This window comes from Paenibacillus sp. 1-18 (assembly GCF_000520755.1).
Taxonomy (GTDB): Bacteria; Bacillota; Bacilli; order Paenibacillales; family Paenibacillaceae; genus Paenibacillus; species Paenibacillus brasilensis.
Window position 1 is genome coordinate 1 of the sequence record NZ_ASSB01000174.1, and the last position, 23,901, is coordinate 23,901.

General features: G+C 47.0%; 29 protein-coding genes and 1 pseudogene. 18 read left to right on the top strand and 12 right to left on the bottom strand.

Annotated elements, in window-relative coordinates:
* Positions 1-296, top strand: a pseudogene (locus L693_RS27985) (cobyrinate a,c-diamide synthase); the annotation flags it as partial.
* 130 nt (positions 297-426) lie between these two features.
* On the opposite strand, the gene L693_RS0110675 reads toward L693_RS27985, so the two are convergent.
* Entirely contained in the window at positions 427-876 is a 450-nt protein-coding gene (locus L693_RS0110675) for an AbrB/MazE/SpoVT family DNA-binding domain-containing protein (protein WP_025717240.1), read from the bottom strand.
* 425 nt (positions 877-1,301) lie between these two features.
* Here L693_RS0110675 and L693_RS0110680 point away from each other — a divergent pair, with 425 nt between their 5' ends.
* The 14 genes from L693_RS0110680 to L693_RS0110740 all read left to right on the top strand — a co-directional run bounded on the left by L693_RS0110680 (position 1,302) and on the right by L693_RS0110740 (position 12,783).
* Positions 1,302-1,940, top strand: coding sequence for a ThuA domain-containing protein (locus tag L693_RS0110680; protein WP_025717241.1), 639 nt, complete (start codon positions 1,302-1,304; stop codon positions 1,938-1,940).
* 101 nt (positions 1,941-2,041) lie between these two features.
* The gene (locus L693_RS0110685; protein WP_025717242.1) at positions 2,042-2,401 is read left to right on the top strand and encodes a phasin family protein; all 360 of its coding nucleotides are present in this window, start codon (positions 2,042-2,044) and stop codon (positions 2,399-2,401) included.
* The gene (locus L693_RS0110690) at positions 2,402-4,072 is read left to right on the top strand and encodes an ABC1 kinase family protein (protein WP_025717243.1); all 1,671 of its coding nucleotides are present in this window, start codon (positions 2,402-2,404) and stop codon (positions 4,070-4,072) included.
* Positions 4,073-4,147: 75 nt separating this feature from the next.
* Positions 4,148-4,675, top strand: coding sequence for a hypothetical protein (locus L693_RS0110695; protein ID WP_231503613.1), 528 nt, complete (start codon positions 4,148-4,150; stop codon positions 4,673-4,675).
* 66 nt (positions 4,676-4,741) lie between these two features.
* Positions 4,742-4,981, top strand: a complete 240-nt coding sequence (locus tag L693_RS0110700; RefSeq protein WP_016822811.1) for a hypothetical protein — start codon at positions 4,742-4,744, stop codon at positions 4,979-4,981.
* Positions 4,972-5,184, top strand: coding sequence for a PIN domain-containing protein (locus L693_RS31330; protein ID WP_231503608.1), 213 nt, complete (start codon positions 4,972-4,974; stop codon positions 5,182-5,184). Before L693_RS0110700 ends, L693_RS31330 begins: the two co-directional genes overlap by 10 nt.
* Entirely contained in the window at positions 5,159-5,386 is a 228-nt protein-coding gene (locus L693_RS31335) for a PIN domain-containing protein (protein ID WP_231503609.1), read from the top strand. Before L693_RS31330 ends, L693_RS31335 begins: the two co-directional genes overlap by 26 nt.
* 287 nt (positions 5,387-5,673) lie before the next feature.
* Positions 5,674-7,122, top strand: coding sequence for a SulP family inorganic anion transporter (locus tag L693_RS0110710; protein WP_025717244.1), 1,449 nt, complete (start codon positions 5,674-5,676; stop codon positions 7,120-7,122).
* A gap of 219 nt (positions 7,123-7,341) precedes the next feature.
* Complete coding sequence (locus L693_RS0110715; protein WP_025717245.1) at positions 7,342-8,007, top strand: amino acid ABC transporter permease; 666 nt, start codon at positions 7,342-7,344, stop codon at positions 8,005-8,007.
* Complete coding sequence (locus L693_RS0110720) at positions 7,988-8,665, top strand: amino acid ABC transporter permease (RefSeq protein WP_025717246.1); 678 nt, start codon at positions 7,988-7,990, stop codon at positions 8,663-8,665. The genes L693_RS0110715 and L693_RS0110720 overlap by 20 nt, the downstream gene beginning before the upstream one ends.
* 18 nt (positions 8,666-8,683) lie before the next feature.
* The gene (locus L693_RS0110725) at positions 8,684-9,439 is read left to right on the top strand and encodes an amino acid ABC transporter ATP-binding protein (protein ID WP_025717247.1); all 756 of its coding nucleotides are present in this window, start codon (positions 8,684-8,686) and stop codon (positions 9,437-9,439) included.
* 15 nt (positions 9,440-9,454) lie between these two features.
* The gene (locus L693_RS0110730; RefSeq protein ID WP_025717248.1) at positions 9,455-10,330 is read left to right on the top strand and encodes a cysteine ABC transporter substrate-binding protein; all 876 of its coding nucleotides are present in this window, start codon (positions 9,455-9,457) and stop codon (positions 10,328-10,330) included.
* A gap of 322 nt (positions 10,331-10,652) precedes the next feature.
* On the top strand, positions 10,653-12,197 hold the full coding sequence (locus L693_RS0110735) for a phytoene desaturase family protein (RefSeq protein WP_025717249.1): 1,545 nt from the start codon (positions 10,653-10,655) through the stop codon (positions 12,195-12,197).
* Positions 12,169-12,783 (top strand): TetR/AcrR family transcriptional regulator, encoded by a 615-nt coding sequence (locus L693_RS0110740; RefSeq protein WP_025717250.1) that lies wholly within the window; start codon positions 12,169-12,171, stop codon positions 12,781-12,783. The genes L693_RS0110735 and L693_RS0110740 overlap by 29 nt, the downstream gene beginning before the upstream one ends.
* A 68-nt stretch (positions 12,784-12,851) precedes the next feature.
* Here the strand turns inward: L693_RS0110740 and L693_RS0110745 are convergent, their stop codons facing one another.
* Together L693_RS0110745 and L693_RS0110750 are read right to left on the bottom strand one after the other, a co-directional pair.
* Entirely contained in the window at positions 12,852-14,273 is a 1,422-nt protein-coding gene (locus L693_RS0110745; protein ID WP_025717251.1) for an SMI1/KNR4 family protein, read from the bottom strand.
* A 17-nt stretch (positions 14,274-14,290) separates the two neighbouring features.
* Positions 14,291-15,067: an SMI1/KNR4 family protein gene (locus tag L693_RS0110750; RefSeq protein ID WP_025717252.1), complete on the bottom strand. Its 777-nt coding sequence runs from the start codon at positions 15,065-15,067 to the stop codon at positions 14,291-14,293.
* A gap of 158 nt (positions 15,068-15,225) precedes the next feature.
* On the opposite strand from L693_RS0110750, the gene L693_RS0110755 reads away from it, so the two are divergent.
* Positions 15,226-16,863, top strand: coding sequence for a DUF6138 family protein (locus L693_RS0110755; protein ID WP_025717253.1), 1,638 nt, complete (start codon positions 15,226-15,228; stop codon positions 16,861-16,863).
* Here L693_RS0110755 and L693_RS30560 read toward each other — a convergent pair.
* Both L693_RS30560 and L693_RS0110765 read right to left on the bottom strand, forming a co-directional pair.
* On the bottom strand, positions 16,853-17,212 hold the full coding sequence (locus L693_RS30560; RefSeq protein ID WP_197029877.1) for a DUF7716 domain-containing protein: 360 nt from the start codon (positions 17,210-17,212) through the stop codon (positions 16,853-16,855). The two genes, L693_RS0110755 and L693_RS30560, sit on opposite strands and share 11 nt — an antisense overlap.
* Before the next feature lie 177 nt (positions 17,213-17,389).
* The gene (locus tag L693_RS0110765; protein WP_231503610.1) at positions 17,390-17,851 is read right to left on the bottom strand and encodes a hypothetical protein; all 462 of its coding nucleotides are present in this window, start codon (positions 17,849-17,851) and stop codon (positions 17,390-17,392) included.
* A 153-nt stretch (positions 17,852-18,004) separates the two neighbouring features.
* On the opposite strand from L693_RS0110765, the gene L693_RS0110770 reads away from it, so the two are divergent.
* Positions 18,005-18,544, top strand: a complete 540-nt coding sequence (locus L693_RS0110770; RefSeq protein ID WP_025717254.1) for a hypothetical protein — start codon at positions 18,005-18,007, stop codon at positions 18,542-18,544.
* 68 nt (positions 18,545-18,612) lie between these two features.
* Here L693_RS0110770 and L693_RS29155 read toward each other — a convergent pair whose 3' ends face one another.
* The 7 genes from L693_RS29155 to L693_RS0110810 form a co-directional block, all read right to left on the bottom strand.
* Positions 18,613-18,768, bottom strand: coding sequence for an Imm26 family immunity protein (locus L693_RS29155; RefSeq protein ID WP_231503611.1), 156 nt, complete (start codon positions 18,766-18,768; stop codon positions 18,613-18,615).
* 2 nt (positions 18,769-18,770) lie between these two features.
* Positions 18,771-19,331, bottom strand: a complete 561-nt coding sequence (locus tag L693_RS0110780; protein ID WP_025717255.1) for a hypothetical protein — start codon at positions 19,329-19,331, stop codon at positions 18,771-18,773.
* A complete protein-coding gene (locus L693_RS0110785) occupies positions 19,315-19,842 on the bottom strand; it encodes an SMI1/KNR4 family protein (protein WP_025717256.1) in 528 nt (175 codons plus the stop codon). Before L693_RS0110785 ends, L693_RS0110780 begins: the two co-directional genes overlap by 17 nt.
* An 83-nt stretch (positions 19,843-19,925) precedes the next feature.
* Entirely contained in the window at positions 19,926-20,555 is a 630-nt protein-coding gene (locus L693_RS0110790; RefSeq protein WP_025717257.1) for a hypothetical protein, read from the bottom strand.
* A 178-nt stretch (positions 20,556-20,733) separates the two neighbouring features.
* Complete coding sequence (locus L693_RS0110800) at positions 20,734-21,141, bottom strand: hypothetical protein (protein ID WP_025717258.1); 408 nt, start codon at positions 21,139-21,141, stop codon at positions 20,734-20,736.
* Positions 21,134-21,778, bottom strand: coding sequence for an immunity 50 family protein (locus L693_RS0110805; RefSeq protein WP_025717259.1), 645 nt, complete (start codon positions 21,776-21,778; stop codon positions 21,134-21,136). Before L693_RS0110805 ends, L693_RS0110800 begins: the two co-directional genes overlap by 8 nt.
* A gap of 40 nt (positions 21,779-21,818) precedes the next feature.
* Positions 21,819-22,361 carry a hypothetical protein gene (locus tag L693_RS0110810; RefSeq protein WP_231503612.1) on the bottom strand — a complete coding sequence of 181 codons (543 nt, stop codon included), beginning with the start codon at positions 22,359-22,361 and terminating at the stop codon, positions 21,819-21,821.
* A 356-nt stretch (positions 22,362-22,717) separates the two neighbouring features.
* Between L693_RS0110810 and L693_RS0110815 the strand changes: the two genes are divergently transcribed.
* On the top strand, positions 22,718-23,901 hold a 1,184-nt coding region (locus L693_RS0110815; RefSeq protein WP_025717261.1), incomplete at its 3' end, for a DEAD/DEAH box helicase.

Sequence of the window (23,901 nt, forward strand, 5' to 3'; positions counted from 1 at the left end):
GAATGCAGGAAAAGCGGGCTGCATTGGGATACCGGGAAGCAACTGCATTGCAGGATTGCCTGTTGCTGGAGGCTGGAGAGACGATTCGAGGCCATGAATTTCATTATTCAGTGATGGCCTATGATGAATCGACTACCCCCTACCCCTATGCCTATCAGGCTAAGGGGATGCGCGGACTCCAGAGCGAGGGCTACGCGCAAGGGAACCTTTTGGCGGCCTATACCCATATACATCTCGCTTCTCTTCCCAAAGCTGCAGCACGCTGGGTGGAGAAATGCAGAGCTTACGGTCAGTAAGTTGAGCGAGCGGCTTCATGTGAACAACAAAAGCCGGGTTCCGTTAGGTTCAGGAGCCCGGCTTTTTTACGTGGATATGATGTACCTTACATTTAGTGGAAACGCATACATTGCTTTTTTGATGACTGGTTTACATGAGCTTCTTTAGCTGGGAAATCCTTCCCTGGCTCACGCCAAGCATGGAGGCGAGTTGCTTTTGTGAAGATGCAGGATGCTCCTCCATCAGTTCTCTCATTCTCTCCAAAATAACGTCTGTACGCTGATAGATTTTTTTGATATGCATATTTTGCTTAAGTGGAGGCGAATTGGTTTCAGCCGTCGTGACCGGAGGCAAATCATCCGTTTTCATCGAGGTTGCACATTCATCGCAAATAAACTGATCTTTAAAGTAGGTGTTGGTATCAACCGCACCACAAAAGACGCAATTGGTTGATTTGTACTTACGGAGCATGAGAGTCTGGTCTTCAATAAAAAACTCTAATGGATCGCCGATGTCAATCTCCATCGTCATGCGTAGCTCTTTAGGAAGCACAATTCGTCCCAAGCTGTCCAAGGGCCGGGTCATTCCAGTCCTTTTCATTCATGTAACCTCCCCGGTTTTTAAGATTTATAGAATATATAAGTTGAGGCAAGGCTTAACAATTCTATAACCGCAAGCATACATTTTACAAAAAGCTTCCCTTTTTTTGAAAAGAAAGCGTGGGCACACTTTTTTTCTTACGAGTATACCATAAACGGCCCGAATCGCCAGCGTTCATATTTATAATTTTTAAATAAGTTTATTCCGAGCGAACGTATATGTTATAATCCTCTGCTAAAGGATTCCATAGGCGGTCTGTAGAATTATTTATATATGCTGTAGCTTCGGACAATGATGGCGTTGTTATGTGAAATGGATGAGGGCCAAACGGGATTTGTAGAGCGATTTGTCCACACAAACAAAAATAAATGACACGGGGCACGCCTTTAGAGTCCTTATATACAAGTCAAGCAAGGAGGATTAGCATGGACAGAAAAAAAGCATTGCTATTGGGAGATTATTCATACCCGGAGTTTCACCCGTTGCAAGGGGTGGACGAGGAGATTAGCCATATTTTACAGGACTGGATGACGGTACAGTGCAGCGAGAATCGTAAAATGCTGCTCAAGGAAAATCTGGCCTCATTCGATCTATGTATTTCGTACTGCGATAGTCGCAAGGAGGTTTTGTCCCCTCAACAAACGGCAGGACTGCTGTCCTACGTCAGCGGCGGGGGCGGATTGCTGGTATTGCATAATGGAATTACACTACAAGGACGGTATGAAATTGCACAGCTGATGGGAGCACGTTTCTTACGTCATCCGGCTGCGGCGCCACTTTCCTTCAAGGTAACGGAGCCGGATCATCCAATCATGGAAGGAATTGAACCGTTCGAGATCCAGGAGGAGCCGTATCGTTTCGATTTTGATCCATTCACTGAAAAAATACTATTGATGGAATACGAGTATGAAGGCCAGTGGTGGCCTGCGGCATGGTCATTGTCCTATGGCTTGGGGCGGGTCGTCTACTTGATGCCTGGACATAATCAGCCAAGCTTCCAGCACGAGGGCTACCGCAAGCTGTTGCTTCAGGCTGCCAAGTGGGCCGGACGCTTTCCGGGTTAAACATAACAAATACCATTCTTAGGGAAGGGGAGCTGCAAACTTTATGCGGCTTCCCTTTTCAGGTTATACTATAGGTAATCACAGGTAGGGGAGGATATATCATGAGCGACTTGTTCAAAAAAGCTATCTCATTGGGATGGGGCCTCACTATTGTCAGCAAAGAAAAGGTGGAGAAAGCCGTCGAGGATCTTGTAAACCGGGGAGAACTTGCGCCCTCTGAATCCAAAGCACTGATTGATCGTCTGATTGAACGGGGGGCAGAGGAACAGGGCCAATTCAAAACGCTGATCCGCGAGCAGGTTAACCGCATTTTGCAGGAGCTGGAAGTACCTACCGAAAATGATGTCGCAAGTTTGGAGCAACGTGTGGCATTATTGGAAAAACAGGTAGCAGAACTGGAAAAAGAAAAGGCTGCGCTTACGGGTTCAAGCGATGCCGAAGAAGCGAATCGGCTGGATTAAATGGCAGTTCGTATGAAGCATGCCGGTCGTTACCGGGAAATTGCCATGGCGCTGGCGCGTCATGGCTTTGGCTATATGGTGGAGGAAATGGGCCTGTTCCAGCTGCTATCGCTACCACGCAAATGGCTGACGAGAGAAGCTCCCGAGTCCAAGACGCTGGGTGAACGGATACGACTGGTGCTGGAGGACCTGGGGCCTGCATTTATCAAGCTTGGGCAGTTGGCAAGCACGCGTGCCGACCTGCTGCCGGAGCCTATAATCCGCGAGCTGGTCAAGCTTCAGGATCAGGTTCCGCCCTTTTCGCCTGAAATGGCGCGGGGCATTTTGGAGCAGGAGCTGGACACGTCGTTGGAGGACATATTGGCTCGCTTTGACGATGTTCCGCTGGCTGCTGCTTCGATTGGACAAGTGCATTTGGGCAAGCTGCACAGTGGTGAAATGGTCGCTATTAAAATCCAGCGCCCAGGCGTTAACCGCATCATCCGACGGGATTTGGACATTTTGCGGGAACTGACCCATATGGCAGCCAAGCGTTGGGAATGGGTGGAGCGTTATCAGCTTCGCCAAATGGTGGAGGAGCTGGGGAAATCGCTCATTCAGGAGCTGGACTACAACCATGAGGCCCGCAATACAGAGAAGATTGCGCTCCAATTTGAGCAGGACCCACATATCTATATTCCAAAAATATATTGGGATCATACCTCTTCCCGCATACTGACCATGGAGTTTCTGGATGGAACTCATTTGGGGAGTCGCGAGGAGTTGTTACGCCGTGGATATAACCTGAAAGAACTGGCACAGCAGTTGGTAAACAGCATGCTGCATCAGATTTTTATAGAGGGCTTTTTTCATGCCGATCCTCATCCCGGGAATTTGCTTGTCCTGAAAAATGGCAATCTCGCTTATCTCGATTTTGGCATGACCGGGCGACTCAGTGAAGAGATGAGGGATCATCTCGCCTCTCTCATTATTGCGCTGATGCGCAAAAACACCGATGCCATGGTCCGGGCCATCAAACGACTGGGCCTGGTCGAACCGAATACCGATCTAAATGCGCTGCGTGCCGATCTGGATAAGATACGCGAAGATTATGCAGACGTTCCTTTCTCGCAGGTCAGCATTGGCGATGCTCTGAACGACCTGTTTGGTGCAGCACAGCGCCATCGAATCGGTCTGCCGTCGGATGTCCTGCTGCTCGGCAAGGCGTTACTGACATCGGAGGGGGTCGCCCAACTGCTTGACCCCGATCTCAGCATTATCGCATTGGCGGAGCCTTTCGGTAACAAACTGCTGAAGGAACGCTTCAGTGGTCGCCGCATTCGGGGCAAGCTGCTGGGCGGTGCGACCGAACTGGTGGAGACGCTCATGGAGCTGCCAGGACAGGCGAGACACTTGGCCTCCATTATCAGTAAGGGCAAGCTCAAGCTGGAGGTCACCGTACCAGAGCTGGAAATGCTCCTGCGCAGGCTGGATCAGATTAGTAATCGCCTGTCATTCAGCATTGTACTGTTAGCGTTCAGCATTATTATGGTTGGACTGATTATTGGTTCATCGCTAAACCATCAGGCGACAATGCTATGGAATGTGCCTGCGATTGAAATTGGTTTTGTCGTAGCGCTCTTGATGGTTGCCTTTTTATTGTATTCTATCTTTAAATCAGGGAGATTTTAGATACTTGCCGGAAAGGATGAGCCATGAGCCATGGATACCTATAAGATCAATACCACTCCAATCCATCATCTCTAAATAACAGATGTGCCGTGGCACCGCCTGACCACTTGTTATGGCAGGGGGACGGATTTACCGCAAATGATATTAGACGGAGAGTATAAGGCAATCGCTGATCTGATTGAGCATCAGGGTACATTATGGCAAGTTACGCCGTGGGTGTTGCTTTTCTTATTGCGCAATATACAGACGAGAAGGCCGGAACGTATTACGCTGAGTGAGCTGGAATTGTATCATGCAGTTGTTGGGACACTGGAGATGGTACAGGAACAAGCCGATTCACAGCAGTCTGTGGAAGCCCTGACCATGCTATTGGACGAAAAATATCTATGGCCTGAAAACAACGATCCCGAAGAAGATGAACTGGAGTGGGAAGAGGAGGAAGCACGCGGCTACGATCCAGTGGCTTTTTGGAGCTACTATGATTATAGCTATCAGCTGTTAAAGCAAGCTCTCCCTGACTTTGAAAATATGCTCCGGCACAATTCCGAACCTGATACAGATGAAGCCTTATCTGAGCTGGTGCGGGAATTGCGAAAATTTTAAATATAAGAAAACAACAAATCAACCGAGCTATGACCGGAATCTATTCTTTGCTAAGGAGTGTTTCTAATGGCAAAAAAATTAACGGATATACATCGTATACGCCTCCTAAGTCTCCTTCGTGATATTGGGTTTGAGCCATCAAAGGTTACTATAGAAAATAAACAAGGGGAGACTGAGGTTATTGATTTAGAGTCTCCGTTGCCGAAAGGGTTGCAAGCTGTCTTGAATTCTCGAGGCAGCCTAAGCAAGGAGCAGTTGCTTGAGATCGAAGAGAGTGTTAAGCAATCCAGGGAGGATTGGGATTAGATGGGTATTTATTTGATACGAATGCAGCTATTGCCCTTCATAGACTTGATACATCCTTGGATAAAGTAATACGACAAGCTGAAAAAGATAAAGAGAATATTTTCTTTTCTGTTATAACTCAGTCCGAGTTTATAGCTGGGTTGTCCACAGATACTGACTTAGATATGATACCTTTTCTTGGCGGGGTATTTTATAGCAGTTGATTCAGAGATTGCAGTTAAAGCGGGTCGTATCAGAAGAGAACAAAAGGATAAGTTTGCAAGAAGGCTTAAGACCCCGGATGCTTTGATTCTTGCGACAGCTATTATAAACAGATTGGTGCTGGTTACGGCGGATCAAGATTTGCAGTTTGCCGAGTCTGAATATGAGGTTAAGGTGATAAACTTTAACAGGTCAGAGTCTTAGGAATTGCGAAAATTTAAAATATAAGAAAACGAACTACATGAAGAAAACGGTTGATATTTTAAGAAAATCGAGGATTTCCTTCTGTAAACAGCCTTTTACCCAATTCGTTTCTGCGAATCCCTTACGTTATAATGATGGACTGAATGTAACGGACGGGTTCGTTTGAGAGAGACGAGCTGAATGAAGGAGAGCCATTGCGATTGGCCGCTGGACGGATGCCCGAATGACATCGGGTTGCGGGTCAATATGCTGCTCTCCGTAAATATAGGAGGCTGGAACAAGACGGTATGAATCTTAGACAACAATGGTTCGGTAATATTCGAGCCGATATACTTGCAGGCATGACCGTTGCACTGGCGCTGATTCCGGAGGCCATTGCCTTCTCAATCATTGCGGGTGTCAATCCCATGGTCGGACTATATGCCTCCATCTCGATGGCCATAGTCATTTCCTTTGCAGGCGGACGCCCGGCGATGATCTCGGCAGCAACCGGGGCGGTAGCGGTACTGGTCGTTAGCTTGGTGAAGGATTATGGCGTGGAATATCTGTTTGCAGCTACCATTTTGGCAGGGATCATCCAAGTGCTGCTGGGTGTTTTGAAAATAGGCCGCTTTATAAGCTTTATTTCGCAGCCGGTCATGACCGGGTTTGTGAATGCACTGGCGATCCTTGTTTTTATGGCGCAGCTTACCCATTTTCATGGAGCGAACTGGATCATGTATGCGATGGTAGCGGGTACGCTGCTGATTGTGTATATTTTACCAAAATTTACGAAAATCATTCCTGCTCCATTGACTGCCATTATCATCATGACGATCATTACGTATGTATTCGGATTGAATGTGAAAACCGTAGGAGATATCGGGACGCTAACCAGCTCGCTGCCTTCCTTCCATTTGCCTCAAATTGAGTGGTCGTGGCATACTTTATGGATTTTACTGCCGTATTCCTTTACGATGGCAGTGGTCGGATTGCTGGAATCGCTGCTAACAGCCAGTATTCTGGATGAAATGACCGAAACAAAAAGCGATAAAAACCAGGAAGCCCGAGGGCAAGGGATTGCTAACTTTATAAATGGTTTTTTTGGTGGTATGGGCGGTTGTGCGATGATCGGGCAATCGGTCATTAATGTCAGCTCGGGTGCAAGAGGACGTTTGTCCACCTTTACGGCAGGGGTATTTTTGGCCTTTTTGCTATTAGTGCTTGGCGGGGTTGTGAAGGAAGTGCCGATGGGCGCATTGGTGGGTGTCATGTTCATGGTGTGTATCGGGACCGTGGACTGGAATGCACTCCGAAATATCGCCAAGGTACCCAAGGCAGACACGTTTATTATGGTTATGACGGTTATCATCGTGGTGGCTACGCATGATTTGTCCAAGGGCGTGATCTCGGGCGTCCTGCTGAGTGCATTGCATTTTGGCTGGAAAATGGCTAAAATCCGCATCAGTGCAACAGAGGATAACGAGGAGAAAGTGTACCATGTTGCAGGTCCTATGTTTTTCGCTTCAACAACTCATTTTGTCGATCATTTTAAACCTGCGGATGATCCGAAGCGTGTCGTGGTGGACTTTAGTCATTCACATGTTTGGGATCACTCGGCGGTGACTGCTATTGGCAAGGTGCTGCAAAAATACAGGAACTCCGGTAAATCCATCACGCTGCGGGGGCTCAATGAGGAAAGCCGTTTGATTGTAGAGAAACTCGGCGGTCCCTTGGTTATGGAGCCGCTCGTGTGATGAATCGTATAGCATTAATTAAAGCCTGAAATGGAATTGATCCATTTTAGGTTTTTTTTATTTATTTCTGAAATAAAGCAACAATTTTCTTCTTCAATCATAGATAAATATAACAAATTTTCATCAAAGTATTGACGGAATAATTAGGTAGGAATACAATCATTGTTATTAAGCAAAGCAAATACATAGGAATAATTGAAAATTGAAAGGTATGTACATATGAACTTAGACTGGGAGTTTATTGTAGAAAGCTTGCCGTTATATGGAGAAGCCATGTGGCTGACATTGAAGATCGCTTTTTGGGCCATTCTGTTTTCACTAGTCGTCGGTTTGCTGTGCAGCATAGTACTGTATTACAAAGTGAGGGGAATCAGTGGCATCATCGTAGCCTACATTGAGCTTTCCCGAAACACACCTCTGCTTGTACAGCTATACTTCCTGTATTACGGATTTACGAAAATAGGTCTGCATATGAGCGAAATGACGTGTGCCATTGTGGGCATGACCTTTTTGGGCGGGGGGTATATGGCCGAGGCGTTCCGTGGTGGAATTGAAGCGGTCAGCAAGACCCAGACGGAATCCGGGCTGAGTCTCGGACTGTCTAAGATACAACTGGCGAGATATGTTATTTTGCCACAGGCTTTTGCCATCAGCGTTCCGTCCTTGGGAGCGAATGCGATTTTTCTGCTCAAGGAGACCTCCATTGTCGGCGCTATTGCTTTATTAGACCTGATGAATGTGGCAAAAGACCTGATCGGCATGTACTACAAAACGTCAGAATCGCTGATTCTGCTGGTACTGGCATATCTCGTCCTGCTTTTACCATTGTCGATGCTGCTGACGTGGGTGGAAAGGAAGGTGCGGTATGCTGAGTTCGGGGATTAATGTGCTTTTTGAAGGTTCGAATTTTGAGCGTCTATTAGGGGGATTGCTCATTACGCTGGAGATTGCGTTTATTTCAATTATGATCGGTACTCTATTAGGCATTTTGATGGGGTTGCTGCGCACCTTGAAATCAAGGCCGATTCGGCTTGTGCTGAGATTCTATTTGGAGACATTTCGCATTATTCCGATTTTGGTGTGGTTGTATGTCGTGTATTTTGGATTTACTCCTTTGCTGGACGTAAATATCAGCGGGGAATTGACAGCAATTATCGTATTCAGCCTGTGGGGAGCGGCGGAGATTGGTGACATCGTTCGTGGTGCGCTGGAATCACTGCCCAAGCATCAGGTGGAATCCGGGCAGGCGCTGGGACTGACATATGGACAATTATACCGTCATGTGCTCATTCCCCAGGCAGTGCGCCGAATGCTTCCAGGCTCTATTAATCTGGCGACACGGATGATCAAAACAACGTCATTAGTGGTACTGATCGGTGTAGTGGAAGTGGTCAAGGTCGGGCAGCAGATTATTGAGCTGGGTGTGATCAAAGCGCCTTCGGCATCCTTTTGGGTGTACGGCTTTATTTTCATATTGTATTTTCTCGTATGCTATCCGTTATCCAGACTTTCCAAAAGATTTGAACGCAGATGGCAAAATTAGCAGGATGGAGTGGGTGTCATGGGAGAGGCTGTGGAGGTTTTGCTGGAAATCCGAGGGCTGCACAAAAGCTTCGGAGACCGGCAAGTGTTGCAGCAGATTAATCTGGACGTAAGGAAAGGGGAAGTCGTGGTTGTCCTCGGTCCTTCGGGATGTGGAAAAAGCACGCTCCTTCGATGTCTTAATGGTCTGGAGCCAGTCCAGGGCGGGAACATCCGTTATAGAGGACAGGATCTGACCGATAACAAAGTGAATTGGCGTGAGGTGCGACAGCATATCGGAATGGTGTTCCAGAACTATGAGCTGTTTCCGCATATGACGGTCTTGGAAAATATTTTGCTCGGCCCGCTTAAAGTGCAGCGGAGAAACAAACAGGAAGTACTCAAGCAAGCAGAGCAGCTATTGGAGCGCGTGGGTCTGCTGGATCGCAAGGATGCGTATCCGAGACAATTATCAGGCGGGCAAAAGCAACGGATTGCAATTGTGCGCGCCCTGTGTATGAATCCTGAGATTATGCTCTTTGACGAGGTCACCGCATCCTTGGACCCGGAAATGGTCAGAGAGGTGCTGGATGTCATGCGAGAGCTGGCACAACAGGGAATGACCATGATTATCGTGACGCACGAAATGGGCTTTGCCAAGTCGGTAGGAGACCGTATCGTTTTTATGGATCAAGGACAGATATGTGAAATGACTACGCCACAACAATTTTTCACCCGACCGGAAACAGAGCGTGCCCAGCACTTTCTGGATATATTTCAGTACGAAACGATATAAAGGGGATGAATAGAGATGAGAAAAGGAATGAAATTCACGACGTTATTACTGGCTTTGAGCTTGCTGCTCGTCGGCTTGGCGGGATGTGCAGGAAGCGGCAATACCAACGGCGGGTCAGGTTCGGCTAAATTTGCTTCAATTGAGGACATTAAAAAGAATGGCAAGATTCGAATCGGTGTATTCGCGGATAAGCCGCCCTTTGGCTACGTAGATTCGGAAGGGAAGAATCAAGGCTTTGACGTGTATATTGCGAAGCGGTTTGCCAAAGATCTCTTGGGTGACGAGTCCAAGGTGGAATTTGTACTGGTGGATGCTGCCAGCCGGGTCGCCTATTTGGAATCCAACAAGGTAGATATCATCATGGCTAACTTTACTGTAACGGATGAGCGTAAAGAAAAGGTCGATTTTGCTAACCCGTATATGAAATTATCCTTTGGCATTGTGTCACCCGACAGCGCTCCAATCACCACGATTGACCAATTAAAGAATTCGGATCAGAAGCTGATTGTCGCCAAGGGAACGACGGCTGAAACCTATTTTACGAAAAATTATCCTGACATCAAGCTACTCAAATTCGATCAATACACGGAAATCTTCTCAGCCCTAAAAGACAAACGCGGTGCTGCGATTGCCAATGATAATACAGAGCTGATCGCTTGGGCTAAGGCCAACCCCGGCTTCACGGTAACCATCCCGTCCTTTGGCGGTCAAGATACGATTGCACCCGCAGTAGCAAGGGGTAATAAGGAGCTGTTGGACTGGATCAACAATGAGCTGGCTACACTGGGCAAGGAAAACTTTGTGCATCAAGCCTATAAGAACACACTGACCCCTGTTTACGGAGCAGGCTTTACAGATCAATTGGTCGTAGAGGGCGGTAAAGTGAATTAATTTTTTAAGAGTTGGGTAAGGGGAAGTAGAATAAACAAATTTCATAAATACAAGAAGACGACATCCAGCTATTAATCGGATGTCGTTTTTTAGCATCTTCATTTGAATCTGACAAGTGAAAGCGCTACAACTTTGGATGTTTTTTTTATATTAATTCAACTTTTGCAGCTGTAATAATAGCTAATTCACTTTTATTTTGATGATTATCCCAGGAGGCAAACCCAAAAAATAGGGCTTTCCAATCGTAACAATGCTGGTATATAATCCACTTAACTTAACACTGTTAATTTACATAACGATGTTAACATAGGAGGATGAAATCATGGGTAAATATGATGTTATCGTCATCGGCGCAGGTCTGGGTGGCTTGTCCTGTGCCGCAAGACTCTCCGCGCTCGGTTACCGGACCGCTGTTTTTGAGAGTCATACTCTGGCGGGTGGTTACGCAACTGAATTTACAAGAAAGGGTTATACGTTTGATGTATCTCTGCATGGTGTAGGTGGACTTGAAGAAGGAAGCTTCGGACAACTGCTAAAGGGCTGCAATGCGGACCAGCGAATTGTACCTCTCCGCAAAAAGCACCCTTATTCTATTCGCTGGGAAGGGCAGATCATTGATATCCCATCCAATGTGCAGGAATATGTGCAGCTGCTCCAAGACATGTTCCCTGCTGAGCAGGCAGCCATCGAAAAACTGTTTGCGGGCATTCGTCGTTTTAGGGCAGGCTTCTCCGCCTTTTCTTCTCCTTCATCCAGCTCGTGGCGCAAGGCAGCTGGGCTGCTCAAAGCAGGAACGTTTTTCCGCTGGACACAAATGACCACATGGGAGGCTGTACGTCAGTTTGGGCTGTCTGACCGATTTACGGAATTTTTCACGGCACTTTGGCCCTACTATGGCTTGCCTCCCAAGCGGCTTGCAGCATTGTACTTTTTCATTCCCTGGATCAGCTATCATCTGGAGGGGACCTATTACATTCAGGGAGGCGCACAGGCTTTATCCAATGCGCTGGTTGCCTCAATCCAGTTAGCCGGTGGAGAAGTTCACCTGCGTAGTCAGGTATCTGAGATTGTAGTCGAAGGCGGCAAAGCAGTTGGTGTCCGTCTGAAAAAAGGGGCTGCATATGAAGCCGATTGGGTTGTGTCCGGTATTAGTCCTCATCATACCTATGGCCGTCTGCTGGAGAACCATGCTGCTGCCGGTCGTGAGCTGGAGGCTGTCAGCAGGCTGGAGACCGGCACATCGCTCACCCAATTGTATCTCGGATTGTCATGCGAGCCTCATGAGCTTGGCATTACCGAAGAAGACTTAATTCTGTATGATGTACCGGATTCGGAGACAGATTACGAAGTCATGATGAGCGGCCAATATACCAAAGGCAACTGGATGCTCACCAATTATAACGCCATGGACCCCACGCTTAATGAACCGGGTAAAGGCGTTATTGCAGTTACATTTTTGGACAGATTGGAGAACTGGCCTGCAGCACGTCGCGAATATAAAGCCCAAAAGGAAAGCGTAACACAGCAGATATTGGAGCGCCTTGAACAGCTGTACCCGGGCTTTGGCAGCAAAGTAGTGGTGGCCGAGCTGGGTACACCGCGGACGATGCAGCGCTATACCGCCAATCCCGGCGGAGCTGTCTATGGTTACGCACAAACGGTCCGGCAGTCCGGTATGAAAAGACTAAAGCACAAATCCGTTGTCGATTGTTTGTCATTGGTAGGGGCCTGGACACAGCCTGGAGGCGGGTTTCAAGGGGCTATGAACTCGGGTATAATGGAAGCTGAACGTATCGCCGCCAAATTGGGGCAGGCAGAAAGGGCAAGTATATCTACTCATGAAGCATATCAAACGCCGAGAACGTGAAAGCAATGAGATCCGCCGCAAAATTATCGAGGCTGCCCGGTCGCTTTTCCTGAACCAAGGGTATGCCGAGGTCTCTATGCGCAAGATTGCGGATCAAATCGAATATTCACCAACGACGATATATCATTATTTTGCCAATAAAGAAGCCGTTGTCCGTGAACTGCTGCTGGAAGGAAATACTTTGTTCCTCCAGGCTCTTCAGCAGCGCGAGCAAGAAGGAAGGGCAGCGGGCTTGAATGCCTTGGACATGCTGAAAACGGTGTCTGATGCTTATGTCCGTTTTGGAACGGCTAACCCGGAATATTACAACATCCTGTTTATCAGCAACCTGGAATCCGTAAGCTTGGTCAGCCTATTTGACAGTGGGCGCTTTAAAGGCTTCGAGCTGCTTGAAGGCGGGCTCAAAGCCGCTATGGAGGAGGGCTGTATCATTCAGGGAGATGAGCGTCTGATCGCCAGATCCGTATGGAGTATGCTGCATGGATTGACTTCTTTGCTCCTGAATTTTGAACTTCCTATGGCAAAATCCAATGATGAATTGATCGCATTCACTATAGATACTTTCCTCAGGGGGTTAAGCCGCTGACGCAGCGGCTAACTTTCCTTACCTTGCATCACTGTACATGCGAACCCGCATACGACCATTCCGAAAAATTAACAAAGTTCCAAGTCTGAAAGCTGCTTAAGCACGGCTTCAATGCGACGTTTATCTTTTTTGAGCATAACGAGCTGCAAAGAAGCAAGAAGCAGATCTGAGATATTGGCCCAAGCGTCTGCTTCCAGAGCGGGAAGAAGATCCCGATGAATCATGAGATCCAGCGCCTCCGTTGCAATTTTCTGATGAAGCTCGCTATCGGACAGCCATTCAATCAACTGCTCAGCTGTAGGACGGGAGTGAGCGAAAAGTATTGCCCAGCCATCCACCGGATGATTGACCTTATCCCGCATCCAGTTAATGATCTGTGGTGAACGAAAATGCTGTAGCTGCCCATTAGCGGTGTATCCTTCTAATTTGTCTTCTGCGGCCGAATCCTGTAGCAGGTGATTGCAAACACATCCCAAGCCTTCCTGCTCGGGTAGGCAACGGGCGCTCAGATAGGCACGTGTGGACACAAATGCACCCTTAGCATGTAGGGTATTGTTTTGCGCTAAAGATGTCCATGCTTGCGCGGTGTCCGGTTCCCACAAGGAGCGGACCCAATCAGCAGCCCCAATCCCCGCGGTCTCCCCTACCCAAACAGCCCATGTAGAGAATGGAACCTGGCTATGTTGAATGTTCTGCCAGTGCTGCTCCCAGGCAAGAAAAATATCCTTTGGATCATAGGCTTGAAAAGCCTGCAACACAGCAGGATGATCTGCGCCATGCATGGTGGTGTAATGGATCAGCGTCTCCAACGACTGCGTATCCTCCAGCTTCATCGTGCAAAACATGTTCAACCAGCGTAGCCAGAGTTGCAGTGGTGGGCTGTTTAGCTGAATGCCATGCTCATCGGTTACCTTAAACCAATCCCATAGCCATAGCCCGTGCAAGTTGAGCATGGTGTCTATATAGGCAGGTAGATTTTCCGCAAGCAGCGTGAACTGGTCCAACTCGTGATGATAGCAGAACACCGCTGGCTCAGTAGCGGATGTCGCTATATCAAGCAGTATCGGATCACCCGCACCATTATAATTAAGGATCAGATATCGTTGCTCGTCCGCTGCTGAGTCGGTGTCCTCCCCATAGGATGTAAAATAGCCAATATACTCATGATTCCAGCCAAATTCCCCTGTACTATCGTCTAGGATACTCTGCTCTTGTTCAAGGTCATTGCTGTTTTCACATGAACACTCTGATCCATCGGCTACAATACAGTGTTGGGGGAGGCACCATAGCAAATTTAAGCTGCCACACCGCTTAATTAATTCAGACAGGGAGGCAGGCAAAGGCATCTGTAGCCGTTCCTCCAGCTCAGTTAGTTCACCTGTAGAAATCCCCTCCGTCCATTGGTATACCACATCAGGCATCCCACTTTGTCTCAGACGATCAACGATTTGATCCAGTTTTTCTAAGATTTGTGCAAAATGTACGGTCATTCGTATTCGTCCTCCTCTTACTCTACGACCCGGCAATGCTCTTTTTGCAAGAATGCTAGAATTTCATCACGAAGTGCTATCGCTTTGGGTTCATAAATGATCGCGACTTCGCGTCCATATGCATAGTTAAAACGCACGTATCCGCCAAGAATCTGAAGAAAAGCCATGCAGATATGCTCATTTTCGATCCATAAATTTGAGGTAAAATGCTGTTTAAACCGCTGAGCCAATACTTGTATGGATGCCGGAGCGAAATCCAGGGCTTGCTCGTTCGGATGGGCTGGGTTGTAGGCATCGGTCGTATCCAGGGGACTAAACAGTAGGAATGTAGCGGCTTTGTCTGGGCTGACAGGTTCGAAATAACGGGGAAATGGTTCCATCTTTCCGAATTCATCCCGTAAAATATGTTCCAGTGTTTCTGTGAATGGGACTTGAACATCTAAAGTCTTCGTAGTAATGATCTCCGAGTGTCGTGGTAGCCACAGCAAGCCTTCGACCTGAGGGTGAATCGCTAGGAAGTCACCATCTATGGAGCTGCCAATGACCACGCACTCACCCAGCTGCTGCGCTGTAATTGGGCAGTTATCATCATGCGTCCACAGTTCGTAATCCGCATAGGATTGCAATAATTGAGGATCAGGTATTTCAATCATTAGCAGGCCGCAATAGGTGCCCGGCCCGTAGCGGGTGAGGAATGCTACATAGGGAGGGGGGAAAGTTAATCCATAGGTATGTTCAAAAGTTGTCAGTTCATCGGTAGCCACCGTCGTATGTTGTGTGGAAACCCAATACATTTAGGATACACCTGCTTTCCGGCACTCTATCTATAGGGATAGAGATCAAAAGTAAATGAGAGATATGCTATAATTAGGAAATAAAATAGTTATAGATTAGTCTATCTTAATTCCATAGGAACTACAATTTGTGAGGGGACGAAGGAGGAACACATCTTATGACAACATCAGGGGTACAAGCCTACATAGATCCAATTTTTGAGGCGATTGATGAGGCGTACGCTTCTGAGCAAAAGCGCATCGCCGAATTCCAAATCAAAAGTGTCCTTCACGAAGGGATTCATGAATACTTAAAAGTAACATGTAAGAAGGATGGGCTGTGGGTGGATACCTACGAACCATTTGATTGGGATCATCGTAGATCAGATATGGAAATTTATGGTTTTATGGAGGAGGTAACACTGCAGCAGGTTCAGGACGAATGGATGCCTGTGTTTAGGGAACGGATAGAGGCGCTATTTAATTCGGAAGAATTCAGTTCCATGTTCTTTCGTTATCGGCTGGATTTTCATCTGGAAGTGGTCTTGGAGAATAAGGCTAGTCATTTTACATTCTCGCTCCTGAACGAAGATAAGCGGCAGCAACTGTTAGCTACTATCCAACATTTTGTAGAGCAGAAGCTCGACCCCTCCAGTAAAGCTGTGCCGAAGGAAGAGGACGATTTTTTCTTAGTAAGGCACTTGCTTGATCCTCATTTGTATCCTGTAAACGCCCAGCGGATGAATGAGCTGCTGAATCGAATGGATGCCAAAGTGAAGGTCAGCTGCAAGCGTGAGGAAGCATGGAGGTATCAGCTCAGTAGTGGCTTAAAGCATTGGGCTGAGGATGAATTTTTGGACAAATATGCAGATCGGAAAAAAAACTACGGGCTGGAATATACGACGAAGCCCGATATTCTCCCTTCGGAAATTCCCGCGCCAGCCATGGAGATGTTCCTGCTTACCGCGATGCGGGTGGGTTCGACGGATGCCGATGCACGGCAGAAATATTTGGAGATCGCTGCACAGCTAGGCTCGGAGCAGGCTTCCGTGTGGCTTGAGAGCGGATCAGGGAGCATCCCAGCGTTACATACAAGCGAGCGAGTCATCTGCCAAGCCAATGATATTTTGCAAACGCTGGAGGTTCAGATTCGTTCAGAGGAAGAAGAAAGCTATAGAGAAGCGCTCGTATATTTATGCGATATTTTAAGGAAGGGCTTTACCAAGGAATATCGGATGAAGTTCAAAAGCAAGGTAAAAAACTACCTGCCTGTACCCAAGTTGGCTAAATCTACGTTACATCGTTTCTTCGCCAATGCACTTGAATACCCTGCGCTGTATCCGTTGCTGGCTGAATATGCTGAGGTCGTGATGGAAGAGTTTAAGTGGTATAACGATGTAGAGCCCGGAGAAAAGTCGGCGATGTCGGGAACTTATGCGGTGATGGGACTGGGACTTAAAGGAACGAACTATTTCTCATTAGTGAATCGTTATATGAAGCTGGTGGACAGTGAACATCAGTCCGTACAGGACGGTTACGCGGCTGTTTTTGCCGAAGCGCATGGGCTAACACCTGACACGATCCCCGTTTGGACGAGGATTCTACTGGCAAGCAACGAGTCTGCCAAACCCCTGAAGTCATCCGGAATCGAAACCGTAGAGCAGGCACAGGTACTGGTGGAGGAGCTTGAGAAGCTGGAGGACTACGAACAAGAGGTGCTTGTTTATCGTATATGGGGTGGCGCGAAGAAACTAAAAAACAGCCTGAAGCAGGCTGTCCCTGAGGTAAAAGAGCTGCTGGAAACGCTTATTCCATAAAAGCATCATATTCATGGTAATATCGCAGTCCCTGCGCAATGCGTTCAATATCCGGCTCGTTTCCGCTGTGGCGTAACACTTCAATAACATCCTGTACAATCGCCACCTCCAGCCAAGATTGCACCTGATGGTCTGGTAGAAATGCAGGTATACTTTCATCACGATGATTGATGACGGTGAGACCGGCATCCTCCAGTTTCCACAATTCTTCCTCGGGAATGATGTAATAGGTAGAATTGAGCGGATTACTTTGAACATGTTTCAGATTGGTAAATACCCATTCATTGATTTCTGTTTGGTCAACGGCTTGGACCAGTGCTTCAAGGCTGTCAAAAGTTTGTATGCTCATGTATGGAGGCTCCTCTCTTAGCCGCTGGCTTATGCTGTAGCTTTTGTAATATCTTTAAGATGGCCTGGCGATTCTTCGCATCCTTAATGTACTTGGGAATGGAATGGGAAGCCGTACGCATCATACCGGATGTAGGCTTTTCCCGCAACTCGGCAGAGATATAGGAGAGCAAGTAATTCAGGTGTATCCGATTAAGAGCCCAGACAGGTTTACCCCGATAGTAATCAAGGAAGTACAGCTGGAGCTGGAAAATAGGTCTTTTCCGTTTTGGATCACGTCCGTATGCCATTCGCGTGATTGCACACGATGCACCGGAACCTGATTGCGTGTCTCACAGTGCGGACAGTTTATATTCGTATTTTTATGGAGTTTCGTTCGGTCATCATGGATTTCGATATTAAAATACCGCTCGCAATGGTTGCATACGCCGCGTGCATAGAATGTATAAGATTCTGGCTGCTGATACGTGTAGTAACAATGAGAGCATCGAACGACGTAATAACATTCTTTTTTGGATCTGGAAATAAAAGCTTGGCCCTGACAACGGGGACAGAGAACAGCTACCTGTTCTCCTCTCCGGATCACGGCGGCAAAGTCATATTTATATCCATGTTCATCTTTGAAGCGTTTTTGCTCCATATTCGTTCCTCCTTTTCGGAAAGATCGTAAAAACGCACTTTTTATATATCATATGTTATAATATTCCTTAACAACATTAACACTTGAAAATGGCCTTTTCAATGCACCGAAGGGTGAAAAGGTGAATAGGACGTGCAAAAGGAGAGGGTGAACATGAGCATTTTTACAGGGCTGCAACGTCCGCAGTTTCAGGCTTATTATGATGAGGCTTTTCTAATAGAACATCGTTTTGAAAATGGTATGGGTTTTCCGCCTTCTTATATATATTATGTCAAAACTCTTGGTTACGGGCGACTATGCGGCTTATGGAACATTCATATTCCTCTTGGCGATCACCCGGATTCATGGCTTCATCGTTATCATGACTGGCGAGCCTGGTTTGATGATGTACTGGAATCGGAAGAGGTTTTACAAGAAGCAGCGCTGGAGCCAGATGGTTTTCCCGAACTTTTGGAGCATGCGGTTCCCTTCGCTTCCAGTGAAGAGAATGACCTGCTAATTTGGGATATTCAATCGCCTGATGAACGGGGGGAATTCCCAATCTATGCTTTAAATCTACGCACATGGGGCAATTTTCGGTATGCAGCCTCGGATTTGTATAGCCTCGTCGAAGCGTTGGTGGATGAAGAGCGCGTAAAGTCGGTATTGGGCACAGATCGTACACCATTTCCTTATTCATTCGAGCCTTTTTAACAGGTCAAATAACCACCTTGGCACTCAAACTTCAAGGTGGTTATTAGCGCTGCGCTGCTATTCTTCTGCTAGTGGTCTTCATATTGGGCTAAATATTGCTGTACCAACGCTTTTTTGAATCTACCATACAGTGCGCAGATCACCTGACATACCGCAAATCGGCCGTCATGCAGGGGGATAACAAAAATATCGCCTTCCCGATGCTTGATTCTTTTAAACACCATCGTCAGGCCAGCTCTTCCTGAATGATCTCTGTTTTTAGACCTTTAGCGCTGGTAATCGTAATGCTGATCGCATCATAGCCGTTCCGCTTCGCATCTTCAAAATTGCATCGTTCGCCGTTGATCAGCTCTAGCTGTCCATTCTCATCCACATCGTCTGCAAATTCGTCATCCCAATCCACATTATAAAAAGCGGTCAAGCTTACCTCGAAGGTATCTTCACCGTCTTCGTCCAGATAGGGCAGCAGGGGAGTGCGATTGTTCTGCTGTTCCTTGGTATACACTTCGCATAGCAGAGCATCGTAACCATGACGGGTTCCGTCAAAAATCACGATCTGTTCACCTGTGACTGCATCTTCTGCAATAATGAGCTGGGGTGCAAATTCAGTTCCAGTGATCAGCTCGTCCATAAGTTCTCCGTAATAAAAAATGTGGAATTTCGTATGTCCGGCCTGTGAACGAAGCGTACCTGTCCACTCCTGCTCGACCCTTGCCTCCCGGTTCTCGGGTATAACCCAACCCTCCAAATAAGCGGGTCCCCATTTAGCATTATGTATTTCTGTCATCAGTAGGCCTCCCTTTCTGCTCGTTGAGTCGTTCAATTACCTGATTAAAAAACGTTGTAAAGTCTGTTGCCACCAGATACAAATGTCCACATTCGTCCTGCTCTGCAATATCATAATACAGGTTGTCATCATAAGCATGAAGATGTGTGCGGTCCCAGTAGTACACATACGGGGTGTACTCATTACATATCAGAACGTAAAAATTATCGCCCGCATCTGCACCAATCAACAAAGCGCTCTCGACATGATTGATTTCATCCAGAAATTCATCATTAATCGCTAGAAGGTCATGATTTTTGTTGGATACCTTATATCCGAAAAAACAAGTCAAATCAATGTCTCCGTTATCTACACGATCGAAGGGCACATTGCAATAAAAAGGGGCCGCTACATAAAATCCGTTATATTGTGAAAGGAAACGTTTGTAACCAGCGGGCAATATACGCTGTATCTGTTCCTCCAATGCTGCGATCTGGGCAGGCGAAAGCCCTGATTCAATTGCGAATGACATCAACAACCAGCCTCCTTGATCCTAGTAAACCATCAATCTCTTTTTTGGAAATGAAACAACGCAGCGGTACATCGTATGTGAAATCATGTCATGGATAGGGTGACGATTTTGTTGTCCTCATCCACTTCGACCTTCACATTTACTCCCAACTTATCCTTAAAAAGCTTGCTGATATTGATATAGTCATCCTTAACCGGACGGCTTGAATTACCTGTTGTGCGAGTCATCCCAGCAGTGATGATGGAACGGACGTATGTTTTATCGAGCTTGGCTTCGGGATTATAGGTATAAATGATCTGTTCCTGCTGATTGTAATAATGGGTTAATTCCGTGTAGTCGTTAGCATTCTCATACTGCTTTTCCTCACGTACATACTCAGGATGGTCCATGGTGTAGTGGACTCCCCCGTTCAGAAAAGGATTTTCCTTGGAGGGTCGGAGCTCATATTGTCCATAGGCTAGCTGGAACAGATACTCTAAACCTGAGCCCTCCGCCTGGTAGTAGAGCTGACGACTGTCCCCTCTTTTATCTATAGCGGTATAGCTACTGATTAAAGGCCAGGCATCATACTTTTTATTCTTTACCTCAACGGCAAGCTTGTAATGTACAAGTACCTTTTCATTTTGAAATAACCCAAAGCTGCTCATAATAAAATAGGCAGGCACACATATAATTCCGATAATCAATATGAATATAAATATTCTTACACGCATGAGTAGAGTGATTCTCCTTTGGTTGCCGATTATGTGGACAGCTCTCGTTTGCTAGATGCGCCGAGTTCCTCATGTTGCAATAATTGCTTCAGAGCATGTTGTGCGAAAGGCATGCTTTTATGTGGGCGAAGCAGTGCAAAAGCAGCCTCCTTGACTAAGATATATGTATCACTACGGATCAACTCTCATGTCTGTAGCTCGATAAAGCTTCTTCCGGTCCGCCACCCTCCAGCAGCACCATAACCGCGTAGGAGATCGTATCAATCCAATCGTCGAGGGTGTTGATCTGCTCTACGGTCAGCAGATTGTTTCGCTGCAGCATACTATCAGGATACAATGCCCATGCCCGTGTATATTGGCAAATCCCCCACAGAGCGGCAATCAGCTCCCGTTCTACGGATGATTTCTCCAACTCATCTGCCAGAACTTCAATGATAGTCATCAGCTCATGGAAATTATCCTCAATCAGTTCTCCCTGGAAGGGACGGAGCATCCCTAGAAATCCGTTTTTCATTTTGGGATGATCCAGATCATCGTGAATAAAAGAATGACAACGTAACAGCTCGCGAGCCTCCTGTTTATTCATTCAGTTCCTTAATCTCTGCGCGGATACTTCTGCACAGAAAGCTACCTGACAGTCCCGACAAGGCATCGATATCAACGACCATGTCTGCCTCTTCATAGCGGAAATCAAGCTGCAAGATGATGTTGTCTGTTTCTACAGGAGTTAATACGTGCTCTTTGGTTTCCAGAAATGTAAAAGTCACTGCATAGCGCGGGACGTCTTTTGCTGGAGCTTCAGGGATTACAGGTGCCTCAGCCGAAGGTTCCAGATCCGGTGATTTAGGGACAAGCACGCTAGCGTAGGATAGCTCAATCGTCAGCGTAATCTGGTCTTTCGTCATATTAGCAGCCGTAATTCGGTCATAATGAAAGGGAGGGAAATAGCCAAGCTTTTCGACAATGCTGTCTGCACCTTGAATAGAAACAGTTGGAGAGAAAGCCAGTTCCAGTCCGATGGACCCTGCCAGTTGGTCTTCATATTCCGGATTAATACGGACAAGGGCCTGTTCCGGCTCTACTTTCAAAATCGTGCCTATAAAATACTGTTTGCCATGGATCAGAACAATATCATGCGGAACGAACGGCAGAGCTCCCCCGGCTTGATAATGAATGAGATATTCGTTTTCTTTTTTTTCAACGTTGTGAACTTGAATTTGCATAAATTGCAGCCTCCTTAGGGTTAATAGTATGACGGATAGTTTAAGTGTGTGGTAAAGGGAACGGAGTCCACGATTGAAAAACATACTTCATATCCGGGGTATCCTGTTCAAGCATAAATGGAAGAATATCCATAATAGCGCGTGCTTTACTGCCAGCATAAAAGTTACGCGGGCTGTGTAGCAGCTTGTGTGCCTTTAACCACTGGCTCAGCTTCATCATAACGTCCTCGACGATTGCTTGGTCGATATTTTCATAAACGTCCTGACGGATTGAAACGAGCATGCCGCAATTATTAGAAGATTGGCATATGGGGTCATTGGACAAAAGAATGTACACTTCCGGCGTTATCCCTTTGTTATAGGATGATTTGATACTGGGAGCCTCGATAGCTAGCATCAGCGGAATCAATTCATCATCGGTTACAATGCGGAGCAGCTCTTGCTTGTCCCAGCGAATTTTACCGTGTTTGGCTTTTTTCGCACCAGCTTGATAGACAGACACACGGGTATTGCGAATTCCTGATATATTCAGGAGCGTTTCAAAACAATCGAACAGGTTAGTAAAGCACTCTTCGGCAAACAAAGTGTGCTTCTCCGACAAGGAACCGGTCATTATGAAATTATAATGCAGGTTGTTAACCACATGACATGGAGATTGAATTCATCTTTTACAATGTTCATTAAAATCGTTTGGAAACCTGTTCAACTTCGCGTATACTAGGAAAGTCATAAATGGAACGGCCTGAGCCGCCTTGCGGCCGTATGTTGGTTACAGGAACAGATTCAACAATAACGGACAAGCTCCCTTCCTGAAAAGGGGAGAATGAGCACCGATACAAAAATGGGAATTCTGAACTATGGAACGATAGATGTCATATGGCACATGAAACCTATTTTACGTGACACATATTGAATACAGATAAGGGAAGTGAATATCACTTGAAAAATTTTGCAGCATTAGGCGTAGAGCAGCATTGGGTAGACGTCTTGAAAGAGCAGGGAATTACAGCTCCCACTCCGGTACAGCAGGAATCTATTCCGCTGTTGATGCAAGATCAGGATGTTATTGCTGAGGCACATACAGGAACAGGTAAAACGCTTGCGTTTTTACTGCCGATTTTGCAAAAAATGAATTTGGAAAAGCGTCATCCGCAGGCGCTTGTAATTGCGCCTACGCGTGAGCTGGCACTCCAGATTACGGAGGAAGCGAAACGATTGGCTGCGATAGAGCCGAAGCTGTCATTACTGGCTGTCTACGGAGGACAGGATGTAGAGCGCCAGCTCCGTAAATTGAAAGGCGGCGCGCAACTGATTATCGGCACACCCGGGCGGCTACTGGATCATCTGAGACGTGGCACACTGGATTTGGGCGGTGTTAAAATGCTGGTGCTGGATGAAGCTGATCAAATGCTGCACATGGGCTTTTTGAACGATGTAGAGACGATTCTTCAGGAGGTCCCTTATCGGAGACAAACGATGCTCTTCTCCGCAACGATGCCGGCCGGTATCCGCAAGCTGGCTCGTGTCTATATGAACGAACCGATAGATGTCAAAGTAAAATCCGCTTCCTCCGTTCCGGTGAGTCAAATCCGTCAGGTGGTTGTGCAAACAACAGACCGGGGCAAGCAACAGGCATTGGTGGACATGCTGAATACGGACCGCCCGTATTTGGCAGTTATTTTCTGCCGTACGAAGCGCCGTGCTGCCAAGCTGAACGAGGAGCTGCAGGAGATGGGCTTCGCAAGCGGAGAGCTTCACGGAGATTTGTCCCAGAATAAGCGTGAGCAGGTAATGAAGGCGTTTCGTGAAGCGAAACTCCAATTGCTCGTAGCGACTGATGTCGCTGCACGTGGCCTGGATGTAGAAGGCGTTACACATGTCTTCAACTATGATATGCCGCAGGATGCCGAAAGCTATATCCACCGCATCGGGCGGACCGGCCGTGCCGGAGGCAAAGGTGTGGCGGTGACGCTCGCCACGCCAAGGGATGTTCCAGAACTTCGGAACATCCAGAAGGTTGCTGGTGTCACATTCACCAGCAGTGAGGGCGGCGGGCAGCGCAGACCTGCTCCCGATACGGCTGAGCGTCAGGGTGGAGACCGCCGCTCGGGCAGAAATGACCG